This is a genomic window from Cupriavidus sp. R6-3 (assembly GCF_059772245.1).
In genome coordinates this window covers 43,606-62,325 of the sequence record NZ_JCBAJO010000004.1, presented here as the reverse complement: position 1 = coordinate 62,325, position 18,720 = coordinate 43,606, and the positions used below count along the sequence as shown (strand labels likewise).

Here is an 18,720-nt window from a genome sequence, read left to right as displayed (position 1 = left end):
GTGCTGACGCTCTGACGCTTGGGTACGCCGATGCCCCGACGACGACGCTTTGCCCACGGTCTGCTTCCTTCTCCCGCCTGCGGGAAAGGGCCGGGGCAGAGGGCAAAAGACAAACACCAGGAGACGAGATGGAAGCCAGAACCTATCCCGAGTTCAGCACCCACTATCCGCTGCTGCTGACCACCATCATGCGGCGGCCGGTGCGGATGTATCCCGATCAGATCGGCGTCGTCTACCGCAATCACCTCAGCGGCGAGTACTTCCGCTTTACCTGGGACCAGTGGTATCGGCGCGTCTGCCAACTGGCCAACGCGCTGTCGTCCGAACTCGACGTCGTGGCGGGTACTCCGCGCGAACCGGGCGACCGCATCGCCACCATGGCGCTGAACACGCACCGCCACCTGGAACTGTACTTCGGCGTGCCCGGCGTCGGCGCGACGCTGCATCCGGTCAACGTCCGGCTGTCCCCCGAGCACATCGTCTACACCATCCGCCATGCGCAGGACCGCGTGCTGTTCTTCGACGACGCGCTGCTGCCGCTGGTCGAGGGCATCTACGACCATATCAAGGATGTGGTGCAGCGCTTCGTCTATCTGTCGGACAAGCCCGGGCTGCCGGAGACGCGCATCGCCAACCTGATCCACTACGAGGATCTGCTGGCGCGGCAGCCAGAGCAGTTCGACTGGCCGGCCCTGCACGAGGACGTCAACGCGACGCTGTGCTACACCACCGGCACCACCGGACAGCCCAAGGGCGCGACCTTCACGCATCGCCAGCTGTATCTGATGACGGTGCACGTGATGGCGCAGATGGCGATCGCCAACACGCCGTCGATCGACATCGAGGACGGCCTTGGCGTGCGGCTCGGCGAATCGGCGGTGCCGCTGCTGAACACGCCGATGTTCCATATCCACGCCTGGGGCGCGCCCTTCATCGCGGTCTACAGCGCGCAGAAGATCGTGCTGCACGGCACCTTCACCGTGCAGGGGTTCTGCGAGCTGGTCGAGCGCGAGAAGGTGACCTCGGTCGGCATCGTCGCCACCATCGCGGCGATGCTGCTCGAATACCCGGATCTGCACAAATACGACCTGAGCAGCCTGGTGCGCGTCAACGTCGGCGGCGGTGCGCTGCCGCTGGGCCTGAAGAAGAAGCTCGAAGCGCTGATTCCGTCGTTCCGGATGAGCTCCGGGTACGGCATGACGGAGACCGCCCCGACCATCGTCACCTCCTTCATCAAGAAGGACCTGGTCGACCTGGACCGCGAGCAGACCGATGCGCTGCTGGTCAAGGCGGGCCTGCCGATCCTCGGCGTCGACGTCGAGGTGGTGGACGATGACGGCAAGCCGGTGCCGAAGGACGACCAGACGGTCGGCGAGATCGTCGTGCGCGCGCCGTGGACCACCGAACGCTATTTCCGCGATCCCGAGAAGAGCGCCGAGCTGTGGCGCGGCGGCTGGCTGCATACCGGCGACCTTGCCAAGGTCGATGCGCACGGCTACATCACGATCGCGGACCGCATCAAGGACGTGATCCGCAGCGGCGCCGAGATGGTGCCGACCGTGCTGCTGGAAAACCTGATCGCGATGGCCGACTTCGTGCAGGAGGCGACCGTGGTCGGCGTGCCCGATCCGGTCTGGGGCGAACGGCCGATGGCGCTGGTCAGCGTGCGCACCGGCTTCGAGGCCGATGAATACGCGGTCATCGATTTCCTGAAGACCCATGGCGTCGACACCGGCCGCATCACCAAATGGATGCTGCCCAAGCTGGTGGCGATCACGCGCGACATCCCGAAGACCAGCGTCGGCAAGTACAACAAGAAGCGCATCCGCGACGAGCTGGATCGCTTTCTGGCGATCGCGCGGGATGTCAGCGATCGTGCGAGCTGAGGTGGGAGCGGGCTGCGTGGTGTTGATCCTTGCCCGATCCCGATCCCGATTCGGACCCCGAGCCCGATCCTGAGTGCGGATCCAGTTCTGATTTCAATTCCCAATTCCAATGGAGACATCTCGATGACGACCATCAACCCGGTCACCGACCTCACCATGGACGCCGGCGTCGCCGTGCTGACGATCGACTCGCCGCCGGTCAACGCGCTGTCGGCCAATGTTCGCGCGGGCATCCTGGCGGGCGTCCGGCAAGCCGTCGCCGACGACGCGGTCAAGGCCATCGTGCTGATCTGCGCCGGCAAGACCTTTATCGCGGGCGCCGATATCACCGAGTTCGGCAAGCCCCCGACCGGCCCGTCGTTGCCCGAGGTGCAGGCCGCCATCGAGGACGCGCCCAAGCCGGTAATTGCCGCCATCCACGGCACCGCACTCGGCGGCGGACTCGAAGTCGCGCTGGTCTGCCACTATCGCGTGGCGGCGCGTTCCGCCAAGTGCGGCCTGCCCGAGGTCAATCTGGGCCTGCTGCCCGGCGCGGGGGGCACCCAGCGGCTGTCGCGCATCGTCGGCGTCGAGAAGGCGCTGGAAATGGTCACCTCGGGCACCCACGTGCCGGCGCCGGCCGCGGCCGAGATGGGTCTGGTCGATCTGCTGACCGACGACGCCAGCCTGCGCGCCGATGCCATCGCCTTCGCCCGCCGGGTCGTGGCCGAGGCGCGGCCGCTGCGCAAGGTCCGCGATCTCGACGACAAGATCGCCGCCGCGCGCGGGAAGCCGGAGATCTTCGCCGAGTTCCGCCGGGCCAACGCCCGGCGCTTTCGCGGCTTCGATGCGCCGGAATACAACATCCGCTGCATCGAGGCGGCGGTCGAACTGCCGTTCGACGAAGGGCTCAAGCGCGAGCGTGCGATGTTCGTCGAGCTGCTGAACGGCAACCAGTCGGCGGCGCAGCGCTACTACTTCTTCGCCTCGCGTCAGGTCTGGCAGTTGCCCGATATCGGCGCCGATACGCCGCTGCTGCCGGTCAAGCAGGTCGGCATCATCGGGGCCGGCACCATGGGCGGCGGCATTGCGATGAACTTTCTCAATGCCGGCTATCCGGTCACCATCGTCGAGACCTCGCAGCAGGCGCTGGACCGTGGGGTGCGGACCATCCGCGCCAACTACGAGAACACGGCGAAGAAGGGCCGCATCACGGCCGCCGACATCGAGCGCCGCATGGCGCTGCTGACGCCGACGCTGCAGATGGAGCGGCTGGCCGACGCCGATCTGGTGATCGAGGCCGTGTTCGAGAACATGGACGTCAAGAAGGACGTGTTCGGCCGGCTTGACCGCATCGCCAAGCCGGGCGCGATCCTGGCGACCAATACTTCGGCGCTGGACGTCGACGAGATCGCCGCCGCCACGTCGCGGCCTGAGGCGGTGATCGGCCTGCATTTCTTCTCGCCGGCCAATGTGATGAAGCTGCTGGAGGTCGTGCGCGGCGCGAAGACCGCCAAGCCGGTGATCCGCACGTCCATGGAACTGGCCCGCAAGATCGGCAAGATCGCCGCGCTGGTGGGCGTCTGCCCGGGCTTCGTCGGCAACCGGATGCTGGCGCAGCGCCAGCGCGAGGCACAGAAGCTGGTGCTGGAAGGCGCGCTGCCATGGGATGTCGACCGCGTGCTGTACGACTTCGGCTTCCCGATGGGACCGTTCGCGATGAGCGACCTCGCCGGCCTCGACCTCGGCTGGGTCCGGGAGAAGTCGAGCAGCTCGACGCTGCGCGAAATCCTCTGCGAAATGGACCGGCGCGGCCAGAAGACCGGAGCGGGGTACTACGACTACGACGAGAAGCGCAACGCCAGGCCGTCGCCGGTGGTCGAGCAGGTGATCCGCGATTTCGCGGCGAAGCAGGGCCGCACCAGCCGCGTCGTCTCCGAGCAGGAGATCCTGGAGCGCTGCATCTATCCGATGATCAACGAGGGCGCCAAGATCCTGGAGGAAGGCAAGGCGATCCGCGCGTCGGATATCGATGTGATCTGGGTCAACGGCTATGGCTGGCCGGTCTACCGCGGCGGCCCGATGTTCTATGCGGACACCATCGGGCTCGACAAGGTGCTGGAGACGCTGCGGCGCTACGAGGAAAGCTTCGGTGCCGACTTCAAGCCGGCCAGGCTGCTCGAAGACCTGGTGGCGCAGGGTCGCAAGTTTGGCGACCTGAAGTAGGCCCACCAGTTGGGCATTGTGGCCGCCATACGGGGCCGCCATACGGGGCCGCAATGCCGTCGTCCCCGCGAAACGGGGAAGCGGCGGCCCGTATGACCCTGCATTTCGCATCGGCGGAAGGACCAAATCCGCCGTGCGATCTCGGTCGGCCTAGGCCGGCGCGCCGTGCGGCTCGGCCATCGCCACCACGACCTTGCGCGGTCCGCTGAACGGCTCGCGCGCATGCGCGGTCAGCATATTGTCCAGCATCAGCACATCGCCCTGACGCCACGGGAACACGATCTTGTGCGCGTCGAGCACCGCGCGGACGGCGTCCAGTTCGGCGTCCGGAATCGGCGCGCCGTCGCCGTAATAGACATTGCGCGGCAGGTCCTCTTCGCCGACCGTATCGAGCAGCACCTCGCGCATCTCGGGCGCCAGCGCCGACAGATGGAACAGGTGCGCCTGGTTGAACCACACCGGATCGCCGGTATGCGGATGATGGGCGATGCCCTGCACCCGCTGGCGCGTGCGCAGTTCGCCGTCGTCCTTCCATTCGCAGACGATGCCATGCCGCGCGCAGTAGGCCTCGACCTGGGCGCGGTCCTCGGTGTTGAACACCTGCTGCCACGGCACATCCATGCCATTGCCGAAGTTGCGCACATAGCAAAGCCCGCGCGTGGCAAAGCGCTCCCGTGTGCCGGCATCGACCGCACGGTAGATCGCGCGGCTGTCGGCGATCGGCGTTTCGCCGCCCTGTGGCGCCGCGCGCTCGCAATAGAACCAGATCTTCATCGGCCATTCGCGCGTATAGGCCTGCTCGTTGTGCAGCGGGATCGACTGGTGCGCGGGGTATTCGGTCGAGGTATAGACGCCGCCGGTCACCTTGCTGCGCGGCGTGGAGCCGAACTCATAGCTGAGCAGCGGATGGCCGAAGGCGGCGGCGAAGGCGCGAAAGCCCTCGGCGCCGTCGACGGCGAACGAGCGGAACAGCACGCCGCCGGTGGTGCGCAGGTGTTCCTCGATCCGGGCGCGCAGCCGTGGCAGCGCTTCGATCAGCGGCTCGCCTGCACTGGCGGCCTCGATGGTGAAGGGCAGCTCCGCCGCGCGCGGCAACGACGCGGCGGTCAGCGACTCGACGGTAGGCGTGGACAGATCGGTCATGCGGTCCTCATCGGGAGAGCTTGGGCGGGAATGCCTTCGGCGGGAAGGGCTTGGGCGGGAAGCGCTTGGGCGGGAAGGGCTTGGGCGGGAAGGGCTTGGGCGGGAAGGGCTTCGGCGCGAAGGGCGGAAACGGTGTTTCTCCCCTCTCCCGCTTGCGGGAGGGAGTCGGGGCAGAGGGAAGTATCAGCAGCCCCGGTGAGCAGCGCCAAGGCGGCACGATATGGCGCATCGCCGGCGTTCGCTTGGCACGGCAGCGAAGCAACCTCGCAGGCCTGCGCCGGATGCCACGCCCCCGCGGCGGTCGGTAGCGCCGCCCCCGGACCGTGCGGCCGCCAGCGGCCGTCGCCCGACCCCTGCAGCGCGACCTGCTGCCAACGGGGATCGGCGATGCCGGTGCCGGCCGCCTTGGTCAGGGCTTCGCGCGCGGTCCACAGCGCATAGAAGCGATCCAGCCGCAAGGCGGGATGGCAGCCGCACAGCATGGCCTGCTCGTCCGCCGAGAACGCCGATGCGGCCAACGTCAGCGGCTCCACCGGGCGGCATTGCTCGATGTCGACGCCGACCGCCGCGATCGCGGGATCCGTCGCGATGGCGATCAAGCCGATGCCGCCGCTGTGCGAGACATTGAAGCGCGGCGCGCTGTCGATCCCCGGCGGCAAGATCGGTTTGCCCAGCGGATCTGCCTCCAGCGGGACCGCCTGCGGCGCAAGTTCGACAATCGCGCCAAGCAAACAGCGCAACGCGGCGCGTACCGCGGCAAAGCGGGCCCGATCGGCACCGCGACGATAGCCGCGCAGCCGCGCCGCTTCCTGTGGCGACAGGACTGCCAGGTCACCGGGTGCGGGCTCGGCCCTGACGTCGATATCGATCCGCCAGACGCGCACGTCGTAGGACTCGAGCGGCGCGGGCAGCGGCACGGGCGTCGGCTCCATCGATCGCAGCGGCGCTAGCATGCGCTGACCTCCACGGCTGCGCTCCCCGCCGCGGCCGCCGCCGAAACGCCAAGCTGCGTGCCGATCCGCGCAAGCATCGATGCGGCGTGGTCGCGCAGGAAGAAGTGCCCGCCGTCGTACCAGTCCAGCGTGAAGGCGCCCTCCGTTTCGTGGCCCCAGCCGGCGATCGTACCGCCGACGGTGCGGTCGCTGCGCCCGCCGAAGGCATGCAGCGGACAGCGCAGCAACGTCCGCTCGCGATGCCGATAACTCGCGCAGACACGGAAGTCGGCACGCAGCACCGGCAACGTCAACGCCATCATTTCCTCGTGTTCCAGCAATTCCGGCGGCGTGCCGTCGAGCGCGCGCAGATGGTCCATCAGCGCGGCATCGTCCAGCGGTCCGGCGAAGCGGTCGGGGTCGCGCAGACGCGGGGCCGGGCAACCGGAGACCACCAATGCGCAAGCGGGCTCGCCCTCGCCCTGCCAGCGGTGCGCCAGCTCGTAGGCGATCAGCGCCCCCATGCTGTGGCCGAACAGCGCATGGCGGCTGCGCGGCGATTCGGCCAGCAGCCGCTGCTGGCGCAACTCGAGCGCCAGCTGGTCGCACAGCGTATCGAACGATTCGCACAGCGGCTGCCCAATCCGGGTGCCGCGGCCGGGCAGTTCGACCGGCCGGATCGTCAGCCCGGCCGGCGCCGCGCGGCGCCATCCGGCATAGGCCGCGGCGCCCGCGCCCGCATTGGGCAGGCACCACAGCGTGACCGGGCCGGTGGCGGTCATCGCGCCGCGGGCTCGCCCTGCGCTTGCATCGCGGCACGCAGGCTCGCGGGCCGCATATCGGTCCAGTGTGTCTCGATGTACTCCAGGCATTGCTGCCGCTGGCCGCTGAAGCCGACGGCGCGCCAGCCCGCCGGGATCGGACGGTAATCGGGCCAGATCGAATACTGCTCTTCCGGATTGATGACGACCTGGAAGAGCAGGGTGTCGCTGTCGAAGCTCATGGTGTGTCCCTCGTCTGACTGGATGCGTGGCAGTGGCGGCGCCCAAGCGAACGCCCGTGACAACTAGACGGACCGGGACGGCGCGAATTTAGTCGAGAGGGACCCGGCGGGCTCGCGTCGGCGATCGCCGGATTGAATCCAAAATCTAAATATCGCCCGCCCCGGATCGTCACATCGGATATCCCCGCACGAGACGCGGGGTCGGCCGCTGCGTCGGTCGCCGAACTCCCACCGCAAGGGGCATCAGATGACAAGCAGTGCTTTGGAATACGACCTACTCGGCATCGGCTTCGGGCCATCGAATCTGGCGCTGGCCATTGCGATGGAAGAGCGCGCCGGTGCCGCGGCGGCGGCCCGCACCGCGCGGCCGCCGCGCTATGCCTTCATCGAGCGCAAGCCCGATTTCGTCTGGCATGGCGGCATGCTGCTGGACGACACCGACATGCAGATTTCCTTCCTGAAGGATCTGGCGACGCTGCGCAATCCGCGCAGCCCTTATACCTTCATCAACTATCTGCACAGCCGCGGTCGGCTCGAAGCGTTCATCAACCTGAAGACGTTCTTCCCGAGCCGGATCGAGTTCAACGACTATCTGGCGTGGGTCGCGTCGCACTTCGGCGAGCGCTGCCACTATGGGGAGGAGGTGATCGACGTGCTGCCCGAGCCGGCGGACGGCGTGGTGCAGCGCCTGCGCGTCCGCTCGAGGGATGCGGACGGGCGCATCCATGAGCGCCTGACGCGCAATCTGGTGCTGGGCGTCGGCGGCGAGCCGCAGGTGCCCGCGGCCTTCCGTGGCTGGCGCGATGCGCGCGTGGTGCATTCCTCCGGCTATCTGGACCGGATCGCCCAGTATCGCGACGACAATGCGCCGCGGCGGATCGCGGTGGTCGGTGGCGGCCAGAGCGCGGCCGAGGTCTTCATGGACCTGGTCAAGCGCTTCCCGGCCTCGGAGGTCGCGATGGTGTTGCGCGGCGGCGCGCTCAAGCCGTCGGACGACAGCCCGTTCGTCAACGAGATCTTCAGCCCCGGCTTCACCGACTTCATCTATCGGCAACCCGGCGAGCGCCGGCAGCAGATGCTGCAGGAATATCGCAATACCAACTACTCGGTGGTCGACCTCGACCTGATCGAGCGCATCTATCAGCTGCTCTATCAGCAGAAGGTGGTCGGCAATCCGCAGCACCAGCTGCTGCCGGGCAAGGACATCGAGGCGGCCGCGCCGCAGCCGGACGGCATTGCCTGCGTGCTGCGCGACCGTGCCAATGGCGCCGTGCAGCGCCAGCAGTTCGATCTGGTGGTGCTGGCCACCGGCTATCGGCGCCAGGCTCACCAGCGCATGCTTGCGCCGCTGGCCTCGCTGATCGGCGAGGGCTTCCGCGTCGACCGCCACTATCGGCTGCAAACGTCGACGCGTTGCCTGCCGCAGATTTTTCTGCAGGGTTGCTGCGAGGACAGCCACGGCCTCAGCGATACCTTGCTGTCGGTGCTGGCCGTGCGCTCGCACGAAATCGCCGAGGCGGTGCTGGAGAACGAGATGCAGGCGGATCGTGATGCCGTGCGCGTCGCGCGGGACGCCGCCGACGTGCGGCCGCTGGTTGGCACGGCATAGCCGGCCGTGTGGTGTCTGCCGGTTTGCGCCGGCCCTTTCCTGCCGATCTCGGCAAGGCGGCCGGCGCGTTCCGGCCGTCAGCCGTTCAGGACGCTGAGTACGCTGCGGGCGCCGTTTCCAGTCCGTCCCGGTCCGCGGGCAGGTACAGATGCTCGCCAAAGAAGCGTTCGCGCAGCAGCATCACCAGCATGGCCTGCTTGTGCGGGAAATCGAACAGCTTGATCTTCGAGAAGCCGGCCCGATCCAGGTTGGCGATCTGGCGATGGTGGTCCGAGCGCGGCTCGCCGACGATGCGCTGCGTGCGCGGATCGTCCAGGAACTGGAAATGCTGGATGGCGGGGAACCAGGCGGTCAGGAAGGCCTTGCCCCGGAATGCCGGCTCGCCGATCAGCACATGCCAGCCGCGATCGAAGTCGTTGGCGTCATAGAACGGCGCGATGCGGTTTTCCTTGGCCCAATAGACCTCGAAGTAGCCGAACGGCGTGCCATCGATCGACGCGATCAGCGGCAGCATGTGCGGATCGTCGATCAGCCCTTGCAGATAGCACCGATGCTTTTCCTCGTCGCCTTCCTCGTGCCAGAAGTGCGCGACATCCGGATCGTTCATCCAGCGATGCAGGCTGGCAAGGTCGTGCTCGACCGTGGCGGCGTGCAGCGTAAAGGTCCGGCGCAGCCAGGGGATATAGCGGGCGTAGACCGTGCCCGCGGGCTTCGGCGGCCGCACCGGATGGCGCTTCTCACCGGTCATCGCATAGCGCAGCGGATAGGGCGCCTCGGCGCGGCTGCCCAGCCATAGCGGCGCGTATTGCCACAGCATCGCGGCCTCGCAGCGGTCGCCGTCGGCGTGCGGACGCACGACACCGCGCCGATGCAGCAACGCCCGCGTCGGCTGGTGTTCGATGTCGACATCCATTTCGGTGACCGCCCACTGCGTCGTGATCGCCTCGAGCGCCGCGATCGCGGCATCGGCGGACGCGTCGGTATCGGCAAAGGACTCCGCGAGGCGCAGTACCGGGCGCGGTCCCGGGGCAACGGCGAAGCTCGCGAGCGGTTCGTTGCGGCGGGCGTCACGTACCTCGAGCCGCCCGGCTTCCCACGACGATTCCAGGGCGTCGCCGCGCGCCTCGAAGGAGCGAAACCCCTGGAAGGCGGCGGCCGCGCTGCCCGACTGTTCGATCGGCATGATGTTCTCCATGGTGATGGCCGGCAAAGGCGTTCGACCGGTGCTGGAGAGACGGTGGGCGAGGCGGGAAATTTAGCGCGTGGGGCACGCTGTGCCGGCGCCTGCGCCCGTAGGCTATCCGGGGGCCGCCAGACCCATATAGAATGCGAATCATTCGCAAATAGGGATCGACCGCCGCCGGGCGCCAGCCACCATGCATATCCGAACGTTCCGCATCTGGTACCTGATCCACAAATGGACCAGCCTGATCTGCACCGTCTTCCTGCTGTTGCTGTGCCTGACCGGCCTGCCACTGATCTTCGGGCATGAGATCGACCACTGGCTCGGCAATGGCGTCGAGGCGCCGGAGCTGCCGGCCGACGCGCGCCGGGTGCCGGTCGATCGCATCGTCGCCGACGCGCTGGAGCGGCGCCCGGGCACGGCGGTCCGTTTCGTCACCGCCGACGACGAGGAGCCGGTGTGGTTCGTCTCGCTGTCCTCGCGGGAAGCGCCTCGCGAGGGCGGGGCGCTGCTGACCTACGACGCCCGGACCGGCGACCTGCTGCGCGATACGCCGCTGCGGTCCGGCTTCATGCTGATCATGGTGAAGCTGCATACGGACCTGTTCGCCGGGCTGGCCGGCACGCTGTTCCTGGGTTTCATGGGCCTGTTGTTCGTGATCTCGATCGTCTCGGGCATCGTCGTCTATGGCCCGTTGATGAAGAAGCTGCCCTTCGGCACGGTGCGCCGCGAACGGTCGACCCGGCTCAAATGGCTGGACCTGCATAACGTGCTGGGCATGGCCACGCTGTCGTGGGCCTTCGTGGTTGGGCTGACCGGCGTGCTGCTGACGCTGGCCAAGCCGACGTACAGCTTCTGGCAGGCCACCGAGCTGAAGGCGATGGTCGCGCCGTTCGCGGCCACGGACGGCGCGTCGCCCGCCGCGGCCGCGCCGCCGGAAAAGCTGGCCTCGCTCGACGCCGCGATCGCGCTGGCCAAGGCCGAGGAGCCGGACATGACCACCGCCTTCGTCGCCTTCCCCGGCACGCCGCTGGCCGGCAACCACCACTACGCCGTGTTCATGCGCGGCGACGCGCATATCACCTCGCGGCTGATCAAGCCGGTGCTGATCGACGCGCAGACCGGAGCCTTCGCGGCCAAGCGCGAGATGCCCTGGTACGTCGCCGCGCTGCGGATCTCCGGGCCGCTGCATTTCGGCGACTACGGCGCGATGCCGCTGAAGATCCTGTGGGCCATCCTCGATGTCATCACGATCGTGCTGCTCGGCAGCGGCATCTATCTGTGGGTTGGCCGCACGCGTACCACCAATGCGCGGCTGCGCAAGATGGAAGACGAACAGCGCACCGCCGAGCGCGCCGCTCCCGCGGTCGCCGCGGTGAGCCAAACCGGAGCGAGCCGATGAAAACGCCCGGGACGTTTCTGTGGATCTATGGCATGCCGATCGTCCTGGCCATCGCCGGCTGCGTCGGCCTGGCGGCCGCGCTGTTCGCGGACGGGGTATGGGATTGGGTCTCGTGGCTGGCCCTGGGCGCGATGACAGCGGCAGGGCTCTGGTATGCGCTGATCCCGGCCGCCTCGTCCACCGAGCGTGGCGTCAACCGTTCGCCGGCACGGCCTCCAGCCGATCGCGCAGCCCCTCGATAAAGGCCGGCGCCCGCACGATCCCCAGATGGGTCGCCGCGACGCGCTGCGAATAGGCCGGCTGCCGTTCCAGCAAGGCAACCAGCCGTTCCATATCGTCCTCGGCGCGGTCGGCTGCCCACCAGCAGGTCGGCGCCACCTGCAGCGCCTGCAGCGACATGTCGTGACTGAGCTCGCGCAGCCGTTCGGCCGTGGCGAACATCCGTGACAGTTCGTCCGGGCCCGCTTGCTCCGCGCCGCCGGCCAGCGCGAAGGCGCGCCGGATCAGATGCTCGACGAGCTCGGGACCTTGCATCTCCGCCTGTGCCCTCGTCAGCTCGTCCGCAAAGCCGCTGTTTGCCAATTGCGGGAACAGCTGCAACAGATACGCGTGGAGTTCGTCGATCGAGCCACGCTGCCTGACCGGCGCCGTTCCCTGGCGCGGCACCAGGCTGTCCACCAGGCCGAGAAAGGCCACGGTCTCGGCGGCGTCCTCCAGGATCGCAGCCATCCGCGCCGCCAGCGCGCCACCGAGCGACCATCCCAGCAGCCGATAGGGACCCGTGGGCTGCACGGCCCGGATCGCCTTCACATGCAGATGGGCGAGATGTTCGAGCGAGTCGAACGTGTCCACCGGCGGGCACGCAAGCCCATGGACCTTGCAGGCCCCCTCAAGTGCTCGCGCAAGCGGCGTGTAGTCGAACACATTGCCGAAGGATGCGTGCACGCAGAACAGCGGCGGCGTCTCGGCGGCGGACCGATTCAGGGGTACAGGCCGATGCTGCGCCGAGCCCGCGCCGCCGAGCACCTGGCAGAGCGAGGCGATGGTCTGATGTTCCATCAGATGGCGCAGCTCGATGGCCAGACCGGCGCCGGTCGTGGCACGCAGGCGCGTCAGCACCTGCAGGCACAGCAGCGAATGTCCGCCGAGTTCGAAGAAGTTTTCGTGGATGCCGACCTGGTCGACGCCAAGGACTTCTTGCCAGACCTGCGCCAGCAGGGTCTCGATCTCGTTGCGCGGGGCGATGTAGCCTTGCGTCTCCCATACTGGCGCGGGCAAGGCGCGACGATCGAGCTTGCCGTTTGGCGTGACCGGCAGGCGGTCCAGCGCGATGATTTGCGCCGGGACCATGTGGTCGGGAAGTTGGGCCTTCAGTTCGGTCTTTAGCGTGGCGGTATCCGTGCCGTCCAGCACGCAGTAGGCGACCAGCCGGTCCTCATGCACGATCACGGCGGCGTTCTTGACGCCAGCTTGCGATCGCAGCGGATGCGCAACCTCTCCGAGTTCGACCCGGTAGCCGCGGATCTTGACCTGTTCGTCCTGGCGGCCGAGGTATTCGATCCGGCCGTCGGCGTCCTGCCTGACGCGGTCGCCAGTGCGGTACATCCGCTCGCCCTCGGTGAAGGGATCGGGGACGAAGCGCTCGGCGGTCAGCCCTGGGCGACCGAGGTAGCCGCGCGCCAGCTGCGGTCCGGCGATATAGAGTTCGCCGACGATGCCGGTGGGAACCGGGTTCAGGTCGGCGTCAAGCACATAGACGCGGGAGCCCGGCAGCGGCGTGCCGGTCGGCAACTGCCGTTCGGGCAGGGTCACCGCTTCATGCGTCAGCACGCCGACCGTGGCTTCGGTCGGGCCGTAATGGTTGAATAGCCGGCATTGCGGCTTCAGGTCGCGGATCGTCCGAGCCAGTTCGGCCGAGGTAGCCTCGCCCCCAAGAATCAGCGCCTGCTCTGGCAGCACATCGGCGGGTTGGCGGGCCTGCAGTAATCCGCGCAGATGGCTGGGGACGATCTTGAGCACACCGACGCGGTGCCGGGCCATGTAGTCGGCAAAGCGATCCGGATCGAAGCCCCGCTCGCGAGAGATCAGATGCAAGGTGCGGCCGCTGCAGAGGGCGCCGAACAGCACGGTATGGCCGAGGTCGGCGGCGGTGGTGGAGACCATCGCCATCGAGGCATCGGCAGGCAACTGCAGCCGGTGCAGCACGCCGGAGACGTAATGCGCGAGCGCGTCGTGGCTGACCACCACGCCCTTCGGCGTGCCGGTGGAGCCGGAGGTGTAGATCAGATAAGCGGCTTGCCCCGGAAGCAACGAGACGGAAGGCGCATCGTCGACCGGCGTCACGGACGTCGGATCGATGCAATCGAAGCCGGGCACCGACGTTCCATCGATGGAATCGAAGCCCGGTACCGAGCCGACCACAACGCCCGCACCAGCGTCACCTAGCAGCTGGCGCAAGCGCTCGGCTGGCTGCGCCGGGTCGAGCGGCACGCAAACCGCGCCGGCCTTCAGGATGCCAAGCAGCCCGGTCACGAACCCTGGCGAGCGTCCGACACAAAGCCCAACCCGCATCTCCCGTCCAATGCCGCGTTCGGCCAGCGCCGCCGCGATGCCATTGGCAATTCGATCGGTCTCGCCCCGAGTCAGCGTCTGATCCTCATATCGCAGCGCGACAGCCGGAGCATCCTCCACGACGCTACGCCGCCATGCCGTCAGCACATCGACCGGCCTGGAGGCCCCCGCCTCACCGATCAGCCGTCCTTCGCCCCTTTCTTCGTCCCCGCCATTCAGCACGAACTCGCCAACACGAAGCCCCAACCCCGCCGCCATCTGCTCGAGGACGCCAAGGTAGTGCGCCAGCATCCGTTCAACCGTACGATGGTCGAAAAGATCGCACGCATATCCCATGGCCCCGAACACCGCGCCGGTCTGGTCCTCCTGCGTATCGAGGGACAGGTCCACCTTGGTCGAGCGGACCGATCGCTCCACCGGTTCCAGCTGCAATCCCGGAAGCCGTTGCGCGATGCTGCGGTCGCGCCGTTGGTGGTTCAGCATCACCTGGAACAGCGGGTTGCGCGACGGGTCGCGTTCGGGCTGCAATGCCTCGACCAACTGCTCGAAGGGCAATTCCTGATGTGCCTGCGCTTGCAGCACGGACTCGCGAGCGCGGGCGAGCACAGCGTCAAACGCCATGCCGCCGTCGATTTCGGTGCGCAAGACCTGCGTGTTGACGAAGAAGCCGACCACGCCCTCGGTATCGACGCGATTGCGATTGGCCACGGGGACGCCGACGCGCAGATCGCACTGACCGGTGTAGCGGTAGAGCAGCACCTGGAAGGCGGCCAGCAGCACGGTAAAGAGCGTGGTGTCCGCACTGCGGGCCAGCGTACGCAGCTTCGACGACAGTTCGGCGTCGAGCGAAAACGAAACCGCACCGCCGCGGTGGCTTGGCACCGCAGGACGCGGCCGGTCGGTCGGCAGTTCCAGCACCACGGTGCCATCGTCGGCCAGATGCGACTTCCAATAGCGCAGTTGCCGCTCGAGTTCACCGGCCTCCAGCCACTGCTTCTGCCACGCCGCATAGTCGGCGTACTGAATCGGCAGCGGAGCCAGCTGCGCCGGCTGGCCGCTGACGAAGCCCGCATAAAGCCGCGCGAACTCGTCGATGATGACGTTCATCGACCAGCCGTCGGAGACGATATGGTGCATGGTGACCAACAGGATGTGGTCGTCGTCGGCCAAGCGCAGCAGGCGCACGCGCAGCAGCGGTCCTTGTTCGAGGTCGAACGGCGCCTGGGCCTCGGCGTCGACCATCGATTGCACAACAGCGTCGCGCTGTGCCGGATCGGTGTCGCGCAGATCGCTGATGGCGACGGGAAGGGGAGCAGGCGCGTGAATGCGCTGCACCGCCTGCTCGCCCTCCTGATGGAAGGTGGTGCGCAGGCTTTCGTGCCGCTCCACCAGCGCATCGAAGGTTCGCTGCAGCGCCGATCGATCGAGGTTGCCGCGCAGGCGTACCGCTCTTGGGATGTTGTACGCGGCGCTATTGCGGTTCCATTGCCACAGGAACCATAGCCGTTGCTGGGACCAGGACAACGGGATCGCGGCGCTGCGATCGGCCCGGGCCGGAGTGCGATCCGCCGTCGCTGACGAAGACGAAGACGAGGCGCCGTTCTGATTCGTCGCGATCGCCCGCGCAAGGTCGCCCAGTACCGGGTTGGCAAACACCTGCTTGGGCAACAGCTTGTGACCGGCCTTCTTCAGGCGGGCGATCAGCTTCAGCGACAGGATTGAATCGCCACCAAGCTCGAAGAAATTGTCGGTGGCGCCGACGCGCTCGACGCCAAGGACTTCTTGCCAGACCTGCGCGAGCAGGGTTTCGATCTCGTTGCGCGGGGCGACGTAGCCTTGCGTCTCCCATACTGGCGCGGGCAGGGCGCGACGATCGAGCTTGCCGTTTGGCGTGACCGGCAGACGGTCCAGCGCGATCAGTTGCGCCGGGACCATGTGGTCGGGAAGTTGGGCCTTGAGCTGGGCTTTCAGTGTGACGGTATCCGTGCCGTTCAGCACGCAGTAGGCGACCAGCCGGTCCTCGTGGACGATCACGGCCGCGTCCTTGACACCGGCTTGCGATCGCAGCAGATGCGCGATCTCACCGAGTTCGATCCGGTAGCCGCGGATCTTGACCTGTTCGTCCTGGCGGCCGAGGTATTCGATCCGGCCGTCGGCGTCCTGCCTGACGCGGTCGCCGGTGCGGTACATCCTTGCCCCGTCGTTGAAGGGATCGGGGACGAAGCGCTCGGCGGTCAGTCCCGGGCGACCGAGGTAGCCCCGGGCCAGCTGCGGTCCGGCGATATAGAGTTCGCCGACGATGCCGGCCGGCACCGGGTTCAAGTCGGGGTCCAGTACATAGACGCGGGAGCCAGGCAACGGCGTGCCGGTCGGCAACTGCCGTTCGGGCAGGGTCACCGCTTCGTGCGTCAGCACGCCGACCGTGGTTTCCGTCGGCCCGTAGTGGTTGAACAGCCGGCAGTACGGCTTCAGGTCGCGGATCGTCCGAGCCAGTTCGGCGGAGGTCGCTTCCCCGCCAAGAATCAGCGCCTGCTCGGGCAGCACGTCCGCGGGTTGCCGCGCTTGGAGCAATCCGCGCAGATGGCTCGGGACGATCTTGAGCACACCGACGCGGTGCCGGGCAATGTACTCGGCGAAACGATCGGGATCGAAGCCCCGCTCGCGCGAAATCAGATGCAAGGTGCGGCCGCTGCAGAGGGCGCCGAACAGCACGGTATGGCCGAGGTCGGCGGCGGTGGTGGAGACCATCGCCATCGAGGCATCCGCAGGCAACTGCAGCCGGTGCAGCACGCCGGAGACGTAATGCGCGAGCGCGTCGTGGCTGACCACCACACCCTTCGGGGTGCCGGTGGAGCCGGAGGTATAGATCAGGTACGCGGCTTGGCCGGGAAGCAGCGAAATAGAAGGCGCATCGCTGATCGGCGCCACCGAGGCCGGATCGATGCAATCGAACCCCGGCCCGAAGCCCGGCCCGAACCCCGGTCCAAACTCCGGCACCGAGCTCGGCCCCGAGCCCACGACAACACTGGCTCCAGCGTCGTCCAATAGCTGGCGCAAGCGCTCGACCGGCTGTGCCGGATCGAGCGGCACGCAAACCGCCCCGGCCTTCAGGATGCCAAGCAGCCCGGTGACGAACCCCGGCGAGCGTTCGACACAAAGCCCAACCCGCATCTCGCGTCCAATGCCGCGTTCGGCCAGCGCGGCCGCGATCCCATTGGCGATCCGATCGGTCTCCTCGCGCGTCAGCGTCTGATCCTCATATCGCAACGCCGTCGCGGAAGGATCGGCCTCGACGCCGCGCCGCCAGGCAGCCAGGACATCCGGCAGCGCTCCGTCGACGGTTTCGGCAACCAGCACGCCCCCGTCCCCGGCGATGCCGATTTGCCCGAGCCGTTGGTCGGGGTCGGCCAGCATACGTGCCAGCGCCTGTTCCATCCGGCCCAGCAACGCCGTGACGTCCCGGTCGGCGAAGCGGTCGCGCTGGTACGCGAGCGTCAGATGCAGGCGCTCGTCCATCGCCGCGATCAGGCTCAGCGGATAGTTATTGCGGCCGCTGATGACAAATTCAGCGCCTGCCTCCTTGACGGCGGCGCCCAGCAGGCGGATGTCGATCTCGCCCTGCCGCTGTTTCAGCGCGGCGTCGACCGGATAGTTCTCGAACACCACGATGCTGTCGAACAACGCGCCGCCTTCGCCCGGGCGTGCCAGCCGCTGGATGTCCGGCAGCGGCATATGTTCGTGCTGCTGGTTCTCCACGGCCTGTTGCTGGATGGCGCGCCACCATTGCCGGATCGGCAGGTCGCTCGGCAGTCGCACACGCAGGGAAACCGTGTTGATGAACAGTCCGACCATCGATTCGATGCCGGAGAAATCGCCGGAGCGGCCCGACACCGTGGTGCCGAACACCACGTCGTCGCCGCCGCCATGCCGTGCCAGTGTCCAGGCCCACAGCCCTTGCACCAGCGTATTGACGGTGACGCCTGCCTGCCGCGCCAGCGTGCGCGCGGCTTCGCTGAGGGTGGGCGACAGCGACAGCTTCTGCTCCGCATAGCCGGATCGCCCGACCTCCGGCGCACTGGCCGGCAGGGGCGTCGGCACTTCCACATCCGCCAGTGCCTGCTGCCAGTAGCTGGCCGACGCCACCTTGTCGCGCTGGCCCAGCCACTGCAGATAGGCGCTGAAGGGACGCGGCGCCGTGGCGGGCAGCGGCTGGCCGCGGCGCAGCGCCAGATACGACTGCAGGACATCGCTCAGCACCATGCCAACGCTCCAGCCGTCCATCGCGACATGATGGAAGGACCAGGCCAGCCACCAGCGCCGCGCCTCCACCTGGACCAGGCAGAGCCGAAGATCGGCGGCGCGGCGGAAGGGGAATCCGTCCTGCCGCTGCGCTCTGAGCCTGGCTTCGAGTTGCCGGCGCTGTTCGTCCGGCGGCATGCCGCGCCAATCGATCTGTTCCAGTTGAACGGGCCGCCGCTTGTACGCGATCTGCAGCGGCACGTCGCTCTCGCCCCAGATAAAGTCGCTGCGCAGGGCCTGATGCCGGTCGGCGGTCCATTGCCAGGCGCGGACGAAGTCGTCGATCGCCAGCTCGCCGCGAATGTCGAAGACGCGCTGATAGTGATAGGGGTCGCCGTCGCCGCGTTCCAGTGCGTGGAACAGGACGCCCTGCTGCAAGGCGGTCAGTGCCGCAATGCTCTCGATGTCCTGTTTGCGTCGTTCGGTGGCAGTCGTCATGGTGATCGGATTCAAAGGCAGCAAGCGGTATGGAACTCGTTTCAGAGCT

At 67.6% G+C, this 18,720-nt stretch carries 11 protein-coding genes; 5 read left to right on the top strand and 6 right to left on the bottom strand.

Annotated features, from left to right (window positions below):
- Positions 1-128 precede the first annotated feature (128 nt).
- The gene (locus tag AC6EI8_RS01870) at positions 129-1,886 is read left to right on the top strand and encodes a long-chain-fatty-acid--CoA ligase (protein WP_265634679.1); all 1,758 of its coding nucleotides are present in this window, start codon (positions 129-131) and stop codon (positions 1,884-1,886) included.
- Between the two features lie 123 nt (positions 1,887-2,009).
- Positions 2,010-4,091 carry a 3-hydroxyacyl-CoA dehydrogenase NAD-binding domain-containing protein gene (locus tag AC6EI8_RS01865; protein ID WP_498381127.1) on the top strand — a complete coding sequence of 694 codons (2,082 nt, stop codon included), beginning with the start codon at positions 2,010-2,012 and terminating at the stop codon, positions 4,089-4,091.
- Positions 4,092-4,241: 150 nt separating this feature from the next.
- Here the strand turns inward: AC6EI8_RS01865 and AC6EI8_RS01860 are convergent, their stop codons facing one another.
- The 4 genes from AC6EI8_RS01860 to AC6EI8_RS01845 are packed head-to-tail and all read right to left on the bottom strand — an operon-like array spanning position 4,242 to position 7,169.
- Positions 4,242-5,234: a TauD/TfdA family dioxygenase gene (locus AC6EI8_RS01860; protein WP_498381126.1), complete on the bottom strand. Its 993-nt coding sequence runs from the start codon at positions 5,232-5,234 to the stop codon at positions 4,242-4,244.
- Positions 5,231-6,187, bottom strand: coding sequence for a 4'-phosphopantetheinyl transferase family protein (locus tag AC6EI8_RS01855; RefSeq protein ID WP_498381125.1), 957 nt, complete (start codon positions 6,185-6,187; stop codon positions 5,231-5,233). Before AC6EI8_RS01855 ends, AC6EI8_RS01860 begins: the two co-directional genes overlap by 4 nt.
- Complete coding sequence (locus tag AC6EI8_RS01850) at positions 6,181-6,948, bottom strand: thioesterase II family protein (protein WP_226109222.1); 768 nt, start codon at positions 6,946-6,948, stop codon at positions 6,181-6,183. The genes AC6EI8_RS01855 and AC6EI8_RS01850 overlap by 7 nt, the downstream gene beginning before the upstream one ends.
- Positions 6,945-7,169 carry an MbtH family protein gene (locus tag AC6EI8_RS01845; RefSeq protein ID WP_149319596.1) on the bottom strand — a complete coding sequence of 75 codons (225 nt, stop codon included), beginning with the start codon at positions 7,167-7,169 and terminating at the stop codon, positions 6,945-6,947. The genes AC6EI8_RS01850 and AC6EI8_RS01845 overlap by 4 nt, the downstream gene beginning before the upstream one ends.
- Before the next feature lie 262 nt (positions 7,170-7,431).
- Here AC6EI8_RS01845 and AC6EI8_RS01840 point away from each other — a divergent pair, with 262 nt between their 5' ends.
- A complete protein-coding gene (locus AC6EI8_RS01840) occupies positions 7,432-8,778 on the top strand; it encodes a lysine N(6)-hydroxylase/L-ornithine N(5)-oxygenase family protein (protein ID WP_498381124.1) in 1,347 nt (448 codons plus the stop codon).
- Between the two features lie 85 nt (positions 8,779-8,863).
- On the opposite strand, the gene AC6EI8_RS01835 is transcribed toward AC6EI8_RS01840, so the two are convergent.
- On the bottom strand, positions 8,864-9,961 hold the full coding sequence (locus AC6EI8_RS01835) for a GNAT family N-acetyltransferase (protein WP_226109218.1): 1,098 nt from the start codon (positions 9,959-9,961) through the stop codon (positions 8,864-8,866).
- 193 nt (positions 9,962-10,154) lie between these two features.
- Between AC6EI8_RS01835 and AC6EI8_RS01830 the strand changes: the two genes are divergently transcribed.
- Together AC6EI8_RS01830 and AC6EI8_RS01825 are read left to right on the top strand one after the other, a co-directional pair.
- Positions 10,155-11,363: a PepSY-associated TM helix domain-containing protein gene (locus tag AC6EI8_RS01830; RefSeq protein WP_498381122.1), complete on the top strand. Its 1,209-nt coding sequence runs from the start codon at positions 10,155-10,157 to the stop codon at positions 11,361-11,363.
- Positions 11,360-11,605 (top strand): hypothetical protein, encoded by a 246-nt coding sequence (locus tag AC6EI8_RS01825; protein WP_149319600.1) that lies wholly within the window; start codon positions 11,360-11,362, stop codon positions 11,603-11,605. The genes AC6EI8_RS01830 and AC6EI8_RS01825 overlap by 4 nt, the downstream gene beginning before the upstream one ends.
- Here the strand turns inward: AC6EI8_RS01825 and AC6EI8_RS01820 are convergent.
- Complete coding sequence (locus tag AC6EI8_RS01820; protein WP_498381120.1) at positions 11,556-18,671, bottom strand: amino acid adenylation domain-containing protein; 7,116 nt, start codon at positions 18,669-18,671, stop codon at positions 11,556-11,558. The two genes, AC6EI8_RS01825 and AC6EI8_RS01820, sit on opposite strands and share 50 nt — an antisense overlap.
- Between the last annotated feature and the right edge of the window lie 49 nt (positions 18,672-18,720).